The organism is Bacillus tianshenii, from assembly GCA_020524525.2.
Classification (GTDB): domain Bacteria; phylum Bacillota; class Bacilli; order Bacillales; family Bacillaceae_N; genus Bacillus_AV.
The window spans coordinates 2,839,868-2,853,246 of the sequence record CP129018.1; the positions used below are offsets into that span (position 1 = coordinate 2,839,868).

The 13,379-nt window shown below is 39.2% G+C and carries 16 protein-coding genes; 5 read left to right on the forward strand and 11 right to left on the reverse strand.

What is annotated here, in order from left to right:
• Positions 1-146 precede the first annotated feature (146 nt).
• Together LC040_14360 and LC040_14365 are read right to left on the reverse strand one after the other, a co-directional pair.
• Positions 147-1,652 carry a leucyl aminopeptidase gene (locus tag LC040_14360; GenBank protein WLR50435.1) on the reverse strand — a complete coding sequence of 502 codons (1,506 nt, stop codon included), beginning with the start codon at positions 1,650-1,652 and terminating at the stop codon, positions 147-149.
• 70 nt (positions 1,653-1,722) lie between these two features.
• Positions 1,723-2,106, reverse strand: a complete 384-nt coding sequence (locus LC040_14365) for a DUF309 domain-containing protein (GenBank protein WLR50436.1) — start codon at positions 2,104-2,106, stop codon at positions 1,723-1,725.
• Positions 2,107-2,309: 203 nt separating this feature from the next.
• Here LC040_14365 and LC040_14370 point away from each other — a divergent pair, with 203 nt between their 5' ends.
• Positions 2,310-2,786 carry a divergent PAP2 family protein gene (locus LC040_14370; GenBank protein WLR50437.1) on the forward strand — a complete coding sequence of 159 codons (477 nt, stop codon included), beginning with the start codon at positions 2,310-2,312 and terminating at the stop codon, positions 2,784-2,786.
• Positions 2,787-2,809: 23 nt separating this feature from the next.
• Complete coding sequence (locus tag LC040_14375) at positions 2,810-3,634, forward strand: cobalamin-binding protein (GenBank protein ID WLR50438.1); 825 nt, start codon at positions 2,810-2,812, stop codon at positions 3,632-3,634.
• A 24-nt stretch (positions 3,635-3,658) separates the two neighbouring features.
• Here LC040_14375 and LC040_14380 read toward each other — a convergent pair whose 3' ends face one another.
• From LC040_14380 to LC040_14400, 5 genes are all read right to left on the reverse strand, one after another.
• Complete coding sequence (locus LC040_14380) at positions 3,659-4,351, reverse strand: 3D domain-containing protein (GenBank protein ID WLR50439.1); 693 nt, start codon at positions 4,349-4,351, stop codon at positions 3,659-3,661.
• Between the two features lie 129 nt (positions 4,352-4,480).
• Positions 4,481-4,798 (reverse strand): YuiB family protein, encoded by a 318-nt coding sequence (locus tag LC040_14385; protein ID WLR50440.1) that lies wholly within the window; start codon positions 4,796-4,798, stop codon positions 4,481-4,483.
• A gap of 74 nt (positions 4,799-4,872) precedes the next feature.
• Positions 4,873-4,989: a YuiA family protein gene (locus LC040_14390; protein WLR50441.1), complete on the reverse strand. Its 117-nt coding sequence runs from the start codon at positions 4,987-4,989 to the stop codon at positions 4,873-4,875.
• Positions 4,990-5,085: 96 nt separating this feature from the next.
• Positions 5,086-5,568: an NUDIX domain-containing protein gene (locus tag LC040_14395; GenBank protein WLR50442.1), complete on the reverse strand. Its 483-nt coding sequence runs from the start codon at positions 5,566-5,568 to the stop codon at positions 5,086-5,088.
• 76 nt (positions 5,569-5,644) lie between these two features.
• Positions 5,645-6,862: an NAD(P)/FAD-dependent oxidoreductase gene (locus LC040_14400; GenBank protein WLR50443.1), complete on the reverse strand. Its 1,218-nt coding sequence runs from the start codon at positions 6,860-6,862 to the stop codon at positions 5,645-5,647.
• Positions 6,863-7,598: 736 nt separating this feature from the next.
• On the opposite strand from LC040_14400, the gene LC040_14405 reads away from it, so the two are divergent.
• Positions 7,599-8,588, forward strand: a complete 990-nt coding sequence (locus tag LC040_14405) for an NAD(P)/FAD-dependent oxidoreductase (protein ID WLR50444.1) — start codon at positions 7,599-7,601, stop codon at positions 8,586-8,588.
• A gap of 44 nt (positions 8,589-8,632) precedes the next feature.
• Here the strand turns inward: LC040_14405 and LC040_14410 are convergent, their stop codons facing one another.
• The 3 genes from LC040_14410 to dapF form a co-directional block, all read right to left on the reverse strand.
• Complete coding sequence (locus LC040_14410; protein ID WLR50445.1) at positions 8,633-9,415, reverse strand: flagellin; 783 nt, start codon at positions 9,413-9,415, stop codon at positions 8,633-8,635.
• Positions 9,416-9,535: 120 nt separating this feature from the next.
• On the reverse strand, positions 9,536-9,889 hold the full coding sequence (locus LC040_14415; protein ID WLR50446.1) for an iron-sulfur cluster assembly accessory protein: 354 nt from the start codon (positions 9,887-9,889) through the stop codon (positions 9,536-9,538).
• A 72-nt stretch (positions 9,890-9,961) separates the two neighbouring features.
• Positions 9,962-10,822: a diaminopimelate epimerase gene (gene dapF, locus LC040_14420; GenBank protein ID WLR50447.1), complete on the reverse strand. Its 861-nt coding sequence runs from the start codon at positions 10,820-10,822 to the stop codon at positions 9,962-9,964.
• A gap of 208 nt (positions 10,823-11,030) precedes the next feature.
• Here dapF and LC040_14425 point away from each other — a divergent pair, with 208 nt between their 5' ends.
• Entirely contained in the window at positions 11,031-11,741 is a 711-nt protein-coding gene (locus tag LC040_14425) for a DUF2225 domain-containing protein (protein WLR50448.1), read from the forward strand.
• A 38-nt stretch (positions 11,742-11,779) separates the two neighbouring features.
• Here the strand turns inward: LC040_14425 and LC040_14430 are convergent, their stop codons facing one another.
• Complete coding sequence (locus LC040_14430) at positions 11,780-12,016, reverse strand: YuzB family protein (protein ID WLR50449.1); 237 nt, start codon at positions 12,014-12,016, stop codon at positions 11,780-11,782.
• 294 nt (positions 12,017-12,310) lie between these two features.
• On the opposite strand from LC040_14430, the gene LC040_14435 reads away from it, so the two are divergent.
• Positions 12,311-13,375, forward strand: a complete 1,065-nt coding sequence (locus LC040_14435; GenBank protein ID WLR50450.1) for an NAD(P)/FAD-dependent oxidoreductase — start codon at positions 12,311-12,313, stop codon at positions 13,373-13,375.
• Positions 13,376-13,379 lie beyond the last annotated feature (4 nt).

Genomic DNA, 13,379 nt, shown 5'->3' on the forward strand with positions numbered 1-13,379 from the left:
CTAATGTACTAAAACATAAATAAACCTAACATGGAATAAGACCAATGTCAATTGCTTTTTCAATATAACAGCAGTACCTTTTCATCATTTTTTAAGTATAAAAAAACTGACGAAATCATTTAAAACGATTTCGTCAGTTAAATAATTTATTCGTTTTTCTCGCCCATACGGTCAGCGAGCACAGCAAGTGTTCGTGCCATCACACCTGTAGCCCCGCTTGGTCCAAGGTCAGTAGCCGTTCTCGAAGTTGCTGTCCCTGCAATATCTAAGTGTACCCAAGGTGTTTCTTCAGCAAATTCAGCAAGAAATGCTCCTGCTAGAATCGCATGTCCCTCACGTCCTGGTGAGTTATTCAAATCAGCCATCTTCGAATTTCGCACCCGCTTCCGCTCTGTCTCGAATAATGGCAGCATCCAAATACGCTCACCTTCCTCATGCGAAGCCTGTAACACTTCTTCATAATGCTCTTCATTATTTGTCATCGCACCTGTTGTCTGCTCACCAAGTGCGACTACAACGCCCCCTGTTAAAGTCGCCACATCTACAAGATAATTCGCTCCGTGATGTTTCGCATAAGTAATTGCATCTGCTAATGCAAGGCGTCCTTCTGCATCAGTATTTAATACTTCAATTGTTTTACCATTCATAGATGTAATGACATCGTCTGGCTTCAATGCTCCACCGCTAATCATATTATCTGTTGATGGAATGACAGCTACAACGTTCTGCTTCGGCTTCATTTCCCCAATAATCTCCATTGCACCTAAAACAGCTGCAGCGCCACCCATATCTGTTTTCATGTCGACAATGCCGTTCTTCGGCTTAATAGAGTAACCGCCTGTATCAAAGGTAATTCCTTTTCCGACAAGCCCTAGTACATCTTCCCAAGTATCTGTGCCTTTATATTTTAAGACAATCATTTTTGGTGGTTCATCCGAGCCTTGGTTGACCGCGAGAAGAGCCCCCATTCCGAGCTTTTCCATTTCTTCTTTGTCTAGAATTTCATATTCCATGTCATACTTCTTAGCAATAGAAACCGCATAGTTCGCTAAATCAGTTGCTGTTAACATGTTACCAGGTAAGTTCGTTAATGTTCGAGCTGTATTTGTGCCATTTCCATGAGCAAAACCTAGTGCTAACCCGCCTTCAACTAAGCCCTGTTCTGCTTCTGTAATGACATCTACAGCCGTAATGTCTTTTTCTGGTTCATTCGGCTTCTGTTTATAGTCTCGAATTTTATATGTAGCTAACGGCAACGCTTCCGCAAGTGCATGAGCGGCATCATAACCATCTTCATCCTTTTTCAAGAAAGTATCCAACGCTACACTTACCCGCTCTATTTTATCAGCTTGTAATGTTTTGAAGAGCTTCCCAAATGCTTCACGTAATTCTGGGAACTTCAGCTTCTTTTCATCACCAAGACCAAGCACATAAACGCGCTTTGCACCAATCTTGCCAAACGAAAATACTTTACTGACTGCTTTTGCTTTGTTAGAAAGATCGCCTTCACGAATTAACTCTAACAATTCACCGTCAAAAGCACCATCAACTTCTTTTAAAATCCCTTCTAACTTTTTTCGATTTGAAAACACCCCGATTACCAAGGCATCATTTTTTTCATTACGGTTAAATTGTTGTATTACATTAAACAATGTTAGTCCTCCCTTACGTTTCCCAAATCCTATCATTCACATTATAGCGAAAGGTGTATCAAAATTCGAATTAACCCTCTTCTTCTAAATATAAAATCAAGTCTGGGAATTTCGGAAGTTTGTCAACCTCCTCAAATGGTACACGTTCAATATCCTGTGGTATAATAGAAATACATTGTTCAATGAAATCATATACATTCTCTAAGTCTAGACCCCAATATTTTGGGCGATATTCATTTAAATACTTATGCGCGGCGTTCATCATCAAACGAGCGCCTTTTACATTTCCATATTCGTAATGATAAATAGAAACGCACATTTGCAATAAACCTTTTAAGAAAAGATTTGCTTTATCTGTCATCCATATTTCTTCCAGTAAATCATGGCATGTATAGTAATCACCTTCATTGAATTTAACGAAAAATTCATAATATTCAAGTGGATAAGTGTGCACAGAAAACACCCCAGACATAAAATTATTCGTTGCTTTATATCATAACAAAGCTTAACAGAACATTAATGTTTATTAGCTCTAGCGAAGTGTAAAATCAAACTATATCTTTGTATACCCTTTATTATTCTGTTTAAATTGTTATGTCAGCCTTCCAATGCGTCATAACAGGAATCTTTGCAGTAGAAAGGACGATCCTCTTTTTTATGGAACTTTTGACAAACTTTCCACTATGGGCATCACTCTGTGCTATCTTCTTTGCGCAATTTGTAAAGGTGCCGATTACTTTTTTCGCAACAAAACGTATTAATTGGTCCTTGCTTACAAGCACGGGTGGTATGCCAAGCTCACATTCAGCTGCAGTTACAGCGCTAGCGACCGGAGTCGCTCTCGATACAAGTCTCGGTTCTGCTGTTTTTGCAGTGGCAACGATCTTTGCAATTATTACAATGTTTGATGCAACAGGGGTACGCCGACAAGCCGGTGAACAAGCCATTGTGCTTAATCAACTCGTTACAGATTTTAATAAGCTTGTTTCCGAAGCAAAAAGCTGGCCGAAAAAAGAAGAAGAAGAGAAACGCCAAGAATTGAAAGAACTACTTGGCCATAAGCCAATTGAGGTGTTTTTCGGTGGGTTATCAGGTGTTTTGTTAACTCTTTTACTCGATTACTTATTTCGTTAAATAAAATGTAGGGGGAAAGATGAATGCGTATTATCTCAATTTGCCCAAGTAACACTGAACTTGCTGCCTACCTTGGCTTAACAGAACAGCTTGTTGCAGTTGATGATTATTCAGACTGGCCCGAACAAATCCACACACTACCGCGAGTAGGAAAAGACTTGGATATTGATATGGAAAAAGTTGAAGCACTTAAGCCTGACTTAGTGCTCGCTTCATTAAGTGTTCCGGGTATGGAGAAAAACATCGAAGAGCTTGAAAAACGCAGCCTTCCTTATATTATTCTAAATCCTTCATCATTAGAGGAAATAGGAAGTGACTTACTAACAATCGGAAAGCATGCTGATTGCGAACAGCATGCACAAGAAGTAAAACAGCGATATGATGCTTTTATTGAAACGTACCGAAAGCGAGCATCCAAAGCCCAAAACCGCCCAACACTTTATTGGGAATGGTGGCCAAAGCCTGTCTTCACTCCTGGTAAAACAAATTGGTTAACAGAAATAAGTGAACTTGCAGGGGCACGAAATGTTTTTGATGATCAAGAAATGGATAATGTTCAAACGACATGGGAAGATGTTTATCAGCGTAAACCTGAACACATTTGCCTTGCATGGGTTGGTGTTCCATTTGATAAGGTAAAGCCTGAAATTGTCCGTCAACGGCCTGATTGGGAAAGCTTAGAAGCAGTGAAGAACGAGCACCTTCATGTCCTTGAGGAACCGCTGTATTGCAGGCCATCGCCTAGACTTTTAGTCGGTTTAAAGAAGCTTGCTCACCTTGTTCATCCAGATATTTTCCCAGAGGGTGACTTAACCGACCCACTGCTCTCATCTCCATCAGTTAAATAAAAACCTCCCACCTGGGAGGTTTTTTTAGCCCTTAATATATTGGTCACGAAATACTTGCATTGAACGATTTTCATTTAATTTCTGAAGCTCTTCTTCTGTAATCTTGCCATCTCCACGCTTCACGACATATACCTTAATTTTCTTTTTACCCCAATTCTGATAAACCTCTTTGACGGTATCATAATATAAATCAAGCTCTTTACCCTTTATTGCACCCCCGATATCTGAAACTACCCCGTACCCATAGCCAGGGATAAATAAAATTGTTCCAAGCGGGAATACATCTAGGTCTGCTGCTATTGTCGAATATAAATCACGCTTCACACGTACCCCTGAATATGTAATACCGTATGAAGGGTGCCCTTCTGTCTTTCCAGTTGATTCAAAACCTGCCGTGTATCCTGTAGCAACAACAGTTTCAGTTGGATACTTACCCCAATCAACTGCATCCTCTAATGAAGCAGGCTTTGTAATGATATGGCTAGAAATTAAGGATTCTTCCTTCATAAAACGATTAAACTGCTTTTTCTTCATATGGACTGCCTTTAATGAATGATCAGCAGTACTGAACTGCTTATGCTTCTTTGCTTCATATCCAACCCAAAATGGAACGTCTTTTGCTTCTACTCCAGATATTGATTGTACAGTTGTTAACATCGCTAAAATGAACAACATCATCATGGCACTTCGTTTCAGCCATGCTTTTGCAAGTTTCATTTTGCTTATTCAACTCCTCTCGCGTCTATTTATTTCCTAGCGCGAGAAGAAATATACATATGCGTTTAGTGGTTATTTTTGGATAAAAACAAATAAGAAGCTCCCCGCACGTACGCGGAAAGCTCCTTACTAAAACATTTGATAACCTCTAACACGCAGCATCTTAATGATGACACCTGAAAGCACTGCACCAAAGATTCCTGAAGCAAGGATCAATATATCTGCCGTTCCTAACGCCAAAATATTGTTCCTCAATGTAGTGAATGCAGTAGAGGTATTCTGAAAGTACTCGATAAAGCGAATATTATCAACAATAAGAATGACCACCACTGGATAAATAACTGCCATTACCCAAGTCATCCTTAACAGCATATTCAACAAAAAGCCAATCCCGAAAAACAACACAACAAATAATAACATTGAAACTAATAATTGCGGCAGGCTCACCGTTCACACCTCCATACTATCCATAAGTTAGTGTACTCCGAACGGCTTGCTCCGTCAATTGTATTTACCTTGTTCTATGCGTCCTTACCGTTTCCTTCACAATTTGGACAAGTCTCCGAACCACCGAGAATTAATTGGAAATAACCTTTTCCTGAACAATATGGACAAGTCTTTTTATCTTTATGTTTCATTTAAAGCACTCCTCTTATCAGATTTATTATAATTTTCTGATAATAATAACAGTTTTACTTAAAAAACGCAAGAGAGCAATGCTTTAATGGAAAAACTCACTTAAATATTTTATAATTTGTATATCCAAATTGGTCACCGGGATGAATATCTGTCCGCTCTGCTAATGGATATGTATGCTGTTCTCGCAGAAACAGCTTCAACATATTAGACGAAGCACGATCTTGAAGTAATTGTTCGGGGCTTAGAAAAGCTGCTTCAAATAATTCTGTCAGCTGAGGTTGAAGCTGGCCTCCGACCGCTTTCATCGAAAAGATAACCATGTTATCACTAATTGTATCTTGAATAACCCCTGTACGAATGCCTGATAACCCTGTTATTTCACATTCAATCCCAGTTTCTTCTTTTACTTCTCGCAAAGCAGCCTCATCCATTGTTTCTCCCTCATCCACAAAACCTGCCGGAAGCGACCACTTACCCTTTAAACCACTATAGCGCTTCTTCACCACTAATACCTTTTCATCTTCAACAACAAAACCAGCTACTGCAATCCATACATTTCCTCTTTTTCTTTTCCTCATCCAGTTCCCCCTTATGAAAATAATAAAAGCAAAGGCAAAAATGCCTTTGCTTTTATTTTAACAATATGAGTATAAATTAGAACATTTTTAGCTTACCTTTTTTCAAGACAAGACCTGCGCCGCCTAGTTTTAATAGGTAACGGTTGTCAATGACCTTCTTCATGAAGGCAGCTGTTTTTCCGAATACTTTCTTGTCTCCGATTACACCGATTGCATCATCTTCTCCAAGAGAACATACTGTACCGCGAATTTCAGGAGTAAAGCCTTCAAGCTCACTTCCGCCCTTAACAAGTGTCGCAAGGTTTTTCGCACATACTTCTGCTTCTTGAATTGCAATTTGTGCTGTTGGAGGGTATGGTCGATTAATTTCTTCGTTAATAATAAGTGCACAGTCACCTACGATAAATAAATCATTAAACCCAGGAGCACGAAGGTCTTTTTCAACTTTCACACGACCGCGCATTGTTTCGATACCTGATTGCTCCATGATTGGATTACCACGTACACCTGCAGCCCAAACAACTGTCGCTGCTTTAATTTCTTCAACGTTATCATCTTTCTCAACGATAATGCCTTCTGGCGTACATTCTTTGATTGCTGTACCAATACGGAACTCTACGCCTTTACGTTCAAGTTGTTCCATTGCATATTCAACAAGCTCTGGATCGAAGCCTGGAAGAGCAGTTGGAGCAGCTTCCACGTTAATAATACGAACTTTACTGCGGTCAATATCGAACTCTTCACAAAGCTCTGGTACACGATTTGCAAGCTCACCTACAAATTCAATACCAGTAAAGCCTGCACCACCAACTACGATGTTTAATAACTCATCACGTTGGTCATTGTTATATTTTGAGAATTGATACTCAATATGCTCACGAATCTCACGCGCTGCATTAATACTGCGAATTGAGAAAGCATGCTCTTTAAGACCTTTGATACCAAATGTTTCAGATTCGAACCCAAGAGCGATGACAAGATAATCATACGTTAGCTCACCATTTTCAGTGACTACTTTCTTTTCATTCGTTTTGATTTCTTTCACCGTATCTTGTACAAAATTAACTTTGCTTGCATTGATTACATCTTTAATTTGAATGCGTGTTTTATCATGATGAAGTGTTCCTGCAGCATTTTCATGTAACCAAGTTGTTTGATAATGGTAATTATGCTTGTTTACAAGTGTGATATTCGCATCATCCACACCAAGTTGCTTACCTAAATTTACTGCTGTCATAATCCCGCCGTAACCTGCACCTAGAATCAGAATGTCTGGCTTTTTCAACCCTATCACATCCACCTTTAATTTATATTAATGTACTGCCTGTTGAAACTCAGGAGCTTTATTCCGTGCCCCTACCCGAAACCTGCTTACAATTCGACAAAGATGATGAACTGCTTTTGTGAAGCTTGTCCATAAGGTGATAGAAAAAAGTAACGTTCACTGTCTGCTTTAATAATCCATTCCATCCGTAAGCACTATTTTCTATTGTGACCTTTTTCACGAAAACTCACAATAGAAAAACTTGGCTACACCAAGCGACTTTTCACTACCTTCACTTACAACAAAACTTCCTGCCAGTTCAATAAAAAATAAGTAGAGAAACCTTATCTACGTCTACCCTAATTTAATAAAAATTGTCACAAAAAATTTAAAAACTCGCCTACATCACATCATATTCATTTTTACGACAATTTTCAACCCTCTGTTTAAGGTTGTAAAAAATATTAATTTTCAAACGTTTTCATCTAATTATTTTTCAGGAGATATTAACCAACGATTTTGTTTAAAAAACCAATTATCCTCCTTTAGCTTTTATATTTTCAACATTACAGCTTATTTTTGCGCTTAATTCTTCTATGCGTTAATGCTCTATTGGATTAAAATAATATAAACTATTTTTTTTATTATTTCAACATTTTTCTTAAAGTGGTGCCTTTTTTTCTTACATGCACCACAAGAATTTTCAATCAATTTGTGATAGAATAAACAATACAAAATATATACATTTATAACGGGGGGATTTAGTTTGAACGAAGATAAAAAAGTTTATGATATTACAGTTATCGGTGGGGGCCCTTGTGGTATCTTTACTGCGTTTTACAGTGGTATGAGACAAGCAAGTGTCAAAATTATTGAAAGCCTTCCACACCTTGGCGGCCAACTCTCTGCTCTCTACCCTGAAAAATATATTTATGATGTTGCAGGTTTTCCGAAAGTTCGAGCACAAGAACTTATCGACAACTTAGTTGAACAAGCGAAAAAGTTCGAACCACAAGTAAGCCTAGAGCAAGAAGTTCAAACGGTTGATAAATTAGAAGACGGCTCCTTTAAAATCACTACAAACTCCGAGATTCATTATACAAAAACAATTATTATTACAGCTGGAAATGGTGCATTCCAGCCTCGTCGCATAGACTTGGACAATGCTGCTGAATTTGAAGGCAAAAACCTTCACTACCATGTCGATGATTTAAATAAATTTGCAGGTCAACGTGTTGCAGTTTGCGGCGGTGGAGACTCTGCAGTAGACTGGGCCCTTATGCTTGAGCCAATCGCGCAGGAAGTTTCCATTATTCATCGTCGTGATAAATTCCGCGCTCATGAGCACAGTGTTGAAAACTTAAACAATTCGAAAGTGAATATCTTAACACCATTTAATCCAACTGAGCTTATTGGTGACGATAAGATAAACCAAATCGTATTAGAAGAAATAAAAGGTGATCGCAAAGAAACACTTGATGTCGATGCAGTAATTGTGAATTACGGCTTCATCTCTTCTCTTGGACCAATTAAAGAATGGGGCCTTGAGATTGAAAAGAACAACATTGTCGTGAATTCGAAGCAAGAAACAAATATCCCAGGCATTTATGCCGCTGGTGATATTTGCACATATGAAGGAAAAGTCAAGCTCATTGCCTCAGGCTTTGGCGAAGCACCAACAGCTGTTAATAATGCTAAAGCATATATGGATCCAAAAGCACGTGTACAACCAATGCACAGTTCAAGCATGTTCTAAAAACGTTAGAAACCGAGCGGAACAAAATCCGCTCGGTTTTTTAATTAAAACAATGCATTAAAAAGCTGTCCCGCCATATTTTGCTGCATTTTTTGTGTAGCGAAATATGTTTGTTGCAATAAATCAGAGCGGTTCATCTCCATAACTTGCTGTGCGATATCCGCATCGCGAATACGTGATTCTGCTGCCTGCATATTTACTTGTTTGTTGGTACTGACGTTTATTGCATGATCAAGACGATTATTCTTAGCCCCGATTGTAGAGCGGGAATCGGAAATTTGTGCAATTGCCCCATCAATGACTTTCAAAGCATCTTCAGGGTTTGATTGCAGGTTCACATCTGCTAGCGTCATACCTGACTCACCGTCGCCTAAATTAGCTGCTAGGGCACTGCTCAAACTCATTTGCATGCTTTCACCATTCGCATTAACGGTTGTATTAGCTTCCTGCAGGCTTCCATCTAACAGATTCTTCGTATTATATTGCGTATATCTTCCAATCGAATCCAAGGAGTCGCGCAATTGCGAAAATTCCTGTTGGATCATCGCTCGGTCAGAATCTGTTAACATCCCATTATTAGCTTGCACAGACAGTCCCCTCATCCGTTGCAGTACAGAATGCGAAGCATTTAAGGCTCCTTCAGCAGTCGCATACATTGACTGACTATCACGCATGTTTCGTGTTGCAACATCTTCCCCTCGTACTTGGCCACGCATTAACTCAGAAATGGCTAATCCCGCTGCATCATCTGCTGCAGAATTAATTCGTTGCCCTGAGCTCAAGCGCATCATTGCTAATTGTTGCGTATTTGCAGCATCTACTCTCATTCATTCCACCTCCCTTTATACTTGTTATCGGTTAGGGTGAGGAGTAGCTTTACTACAATAAAGTCCTCAATCGAAAAAAACCTCCTCAACCATTATTGGTGAGAAGGCATTTTCTATAGCTTAGCAGTCCTCAGGTGTACCTGCATTCTCTTTCGTACGGAATGAGCTTCCACAACCACATGTAGCAATCGCATTCGGATTATCAATCGTAAACCCGCCGCCCATCATATTTTGTTTAAAATCAATCACTACGCCCTCTAAAATCTTGGCATCATCTTTATTCACAACAACTTTAATATCATGTTGTTCAAATGTTGTATCACTATCACCGGCTTCCTCATCAAAGCCCATACCGTAGGAAAGACCGCTACATCCGCCACCTTTAACACCAACACGTAGCATTAAGCTTTCTTTTTCTTCAGCTTCCATCATTTCTTTAATTTGATGAGCAGCTGCATCTGTTATCGTTAGCATGTGAATGCCTCCTTTACTTCTCGTTACCTTTAGTATAGTGGTAACGGTCCAATAATATCAACAAAGCCGCCTTCATTGTTTCGGATAATAAACACCTTCACAAATAGTTTCAGCACCACCGCGCATTAAGATTCGCCCTTCTTCTGTCCATGTAATATGCAAATCTCCACCTGCAAGATGGACAGTCACTTCCTTGCCTTGTGACGCTTTTCCATTTAAGACAGAAGCTACTACTGCAGCGCACGCTCCAGTTCCACATGCTTGTGTAATCCCTGAACCGCGTTCCCACACTCGAAAATGAAGTTCTTCCTCACTGACCATTTCAATAAATTCAACATTAATACCTTCTGGAAAACGAGCATCTTTTTCAATTATAGGCCCCAACGTCGTAAGTGGTGCCTCCTCTATTTTATCGAGGAAAAATACAGCATGTGGATTTCCCATTGACACACCTGTCATACGTAACTTTGCGTTATGAAAGGTAACGAGTTCTTGAATCACTTTATCTTCTTCAGGTCCTTCCATCGGCAAATCTGCGCGCTTTAGCCGTGGTTCTCCCATATCAATTGTTACCTCGGTGACCTTTTCATTTTCAATATGAACAGTTGCATCGACAATACCTGATAACGTTTCGATTTGAAAATGACTGTTATCTACCATCTTATGCTCATAGACATATTTCGCTACACAACGAAGGCCATTTCCGCAGTTCTTTCCTTCTGAACCATCGTTATTAAATATACGCATCTTTACAGGAGCACGTTCTGAAGGACAAATAAGAATCATCCCGTCTGAGCCAATTCCTGTATAAATACTTGAAACTTCTTGAGCAAGTTCAGGCAACCTTGCTTCTTCAAGCTGCTCTTCAAAAAGGTTGATATAAATATAGTTATTTCCTAGTCCATGCATTTTTGTAAATCGAAATGGCACCATGTGAACGTCTCCTTATTTTTTTACTTTTATTCAGTATAAAATTTCTTTAATTGGAGCACAATATAAATATCCCCCGTTTCTCAATATAGATTCGCATGAAAAGCCTTAAGAGTCGACTTGGGGCTTTTTGTGCGTTTTCGTCCTTTTCTTCTTTTCCACTAGTTTTATGTGGTATAATTTTCTTAGTAAAATTTTCTTAAAGGGGGAGATGGTTTTGGAACAAGAACTTCATCCTTTATACGATAAACACGAAACATGCTTAATGTGCAAAAATGAGTTTGTTTCCAAAAAAGTAAGAACGAGATTTCTGCGTATAGAAGATGTAGAAAGTGATTTCTGTCCAATCTACAAAGATGAAGCAGTAAGTCCTTTATTATATTTCAATAAAGTATGCCCAGAATGTGGCTTTACATTTAATGAGCAATTCTCACCTTATTTTCCTCCAAATACAGAGGAAGAAATTAAACATAACATTTCTGAAAAGTGGGTTCCTCATGATTTTAGCGGTGAACGAACGTATCACCAAGCAATCCAGACATACAAGCTCGCAATTTATTCAGGTCAGTTAAAGAATGAACGCGCGATTGTAATGGCTGGGCTCGAATTACGTATCGCATGGCTTTATCGAAAAATGGGGAATGAAACAAAAGAAAATCGCTTTCTAAAGTTTGCACTCTCAACACTTGATGAAGCATACACAGAAAGCAACTATACGAATACAGATATGAATGACGTCCGTGTCTTATACTTAATTGGTGAATTACATAGACGTTTCAATGACCCGCAAAAAGCAGTTTATTATTATTCAAAAGTGGTGGAGCGGCAAGGTCAAACACTAGAACACAAAGTGATTGAACGTGCTCGAGAACAGTGGCACATCGCCAGAGAAGAATATAAGCAAGCTTTGAATAAAGAATAAAAAAAATTCCCGACCATTGAAGTGGACGGGAATTTTTATTAAAACATCGGATTTTCCTCTAGATATTTGTAAATATTATCAACGAGCACATCTGGCGTTTCACCTGTCACGACATCACCATTTACAAGAGCAAACAGGTTTTGAGCGCATTTTCCACAATAACCAAGACAACCATACTCAATGACATCTAGGTTTGGATCTTTCTCAAGCTTAGCTCTTGCAGCCTGTGAACCATTTGCCAGATTGCTCATGCAAAATTCAATAATTGGCTTCATATGGTATCACCTCTTCTGAAGTCCTATCCTAACGTGTTTCAAAGGGGACGTCAATTTATTCAGTTATATTTTACACTTCATCATATATTAATTTAATTGTTTATCATGAAATCTGCTGAATTACTAACGAATTGTTGTTATTTTGTCACAATTTCGATATAATTTACAATGGATTTTCTAGTTGCATTACATATCAAGCCAAGCATTTTGTTATCGTTTACACAAGAGTCACTTCATTTTATTCTAAGGTATTATCCGAAACACAATTGTGCAGGTAAAAGGGGACATTTCACGATGAAAAATTTAGTAATACTTGGCGGTGGATACGGGGGCATGCGTTTACTTCAAAGAATACTTCCGAACCTACCACGGGATATTCATGTAACACTTGTCGACCGTATGCCTTATCATGGGCTAAAAACAGAATACTACGCGTTAGCGGCAGGAACGATTTCGGACAAACATACACGGGTCGAATTCCCGACTCATCAACAACTCAGTTATAAAAATGCAGAAGTCTCAGAAGTTGATTTAGAAAATAAACAAATATACTTCAAAGACTGTGAGCCGCTTCCGTATGACGACTTAATTATCGGTCTAGGCTGTGAAGATAAGTATCACAACATTCCTGGTGCCGATCAATACACGTACAGCATTCAGACAATCGAAAGAGCACGTGAGGCTTATCAGGCATTAAATAATTTAAATTCAAACCAAGTGGTTGCGATTGTTGGCGGAGGACTAAGCGGAGTTGAGATGGCAAGTGAGCTAACAGAAAGTCGCCCCGACTTAGAAGTAAAACTATTTGACAGAGGTGAACGAATCCTTTCAAGCTTCCCAGAAAAGCTCAGTAACTATGTAGAAAGCTGGTTCAGAGAGCATGATGTGGGTATTGTTCATCACGCTAACATTACAAAAGTAGAAGAAAATACCTTGTACAACAACGGTGAACCGCTTCATTTTGATGCGATTGTTTGGACTGCAGGTATTCAGCCTAACCGAATCGTTCGCAATTTAGAAATTGAAAAAGATAATTTCGGCCGTGCCGTACTCGCTACACAGCACTATCTTCCGAACGATGATCATGTCTTTGTTGTTGGTGACTGTGCAAGTCTTCCACACGCTCCAAGTGCCCAACTTGCAGAAGGACAGGCCGAACAAATCGCAACAGTTTTACAGAAGCGCTGGAATAACGAAGCAGAGCCCGAATCATTTCCCCCAATTAAACTAAAGGGTGTCCTAGGCTCTCTCGGTAAGAAAAGCGGCTTCGGCTTAGTAAAAGACCGCGCACTTACTGGACGTGTACCACGCTTACTGAAATCAGGCGTACTTTGGATGTACAAAAACCATAACGGTTAAAATA

Coding starts and splice junctions, on each gene's coding strand:
- LC040_14390 (WLR50441.1), bottom strand. CDS start 4,989: ATGAAACATAAAGATAAAAAGACTTGTCCATATTGTTCAGGAAAAGGT.
- LC040_14425 (WLR50448.1), top strand. CDS start 11,031: ATGGTTTTGGAACAAGAACTTCATCCTTTATACGATAAACACGAAACA.
- LC040_14410 (WLR50445.1), bottom strand. CDS start 9,415: ATGAGAGTAGATGCTGCAAATACGCAACAATTAGCAATGATGCGCTTG.
- LC040_14395 (WLR50442.1), bottom strand. CDS start 5,568: ATGAGGAAAAGAAAAAGAGGAAATGTATGGATTGCAGTAGCTGGTTTT.
- LC040_14415 (WLR50446.1), bottom strand. CDS start 9,889: ATGCTAACGATAACAGATGCAGCTGCTCATCAAATTAAAGAAATGATG.
- LC040_14370 (WLR50437.1), top strand. CDS start 2,310: ATGGAACTTTTGACAAACTTTCCACTATGGGCATCACTCTGTGCTATC.
- LC040_14375 (WLR50438.1), top strand. CDS start 2,810: ATGCGTATTATCTCAATTTGCCCAAGTAACACTGAACTTGCTGCCTAC.
- LC040_14430 (WLR50449.1), bottom strand. CDS start 12,016: ATGAAGCCAATTATTGAATTTTGCATGAGCAATCTGGCAAATGGTTCA.
- LC040_14380 (WLR50439.1), bottom strand. CDS start 4,351: ATGAAACTTGCAAAAGCATGGCTGAAACGAAGTGCCATGATGATGTTG.
- dapF (WLR50447.1), bottom strand. CDS start 10,822: ATGGTGCCATTTCGATTTACAAAAATGCATGGACTAGGAAATAACTAT.
- LC040_14435 (WLR50450.1), top strand. CDS start 12,311: ATGAAAAATTTAGTAATACTTGGCGGTGGATACGGGGGCATGCGTTTA.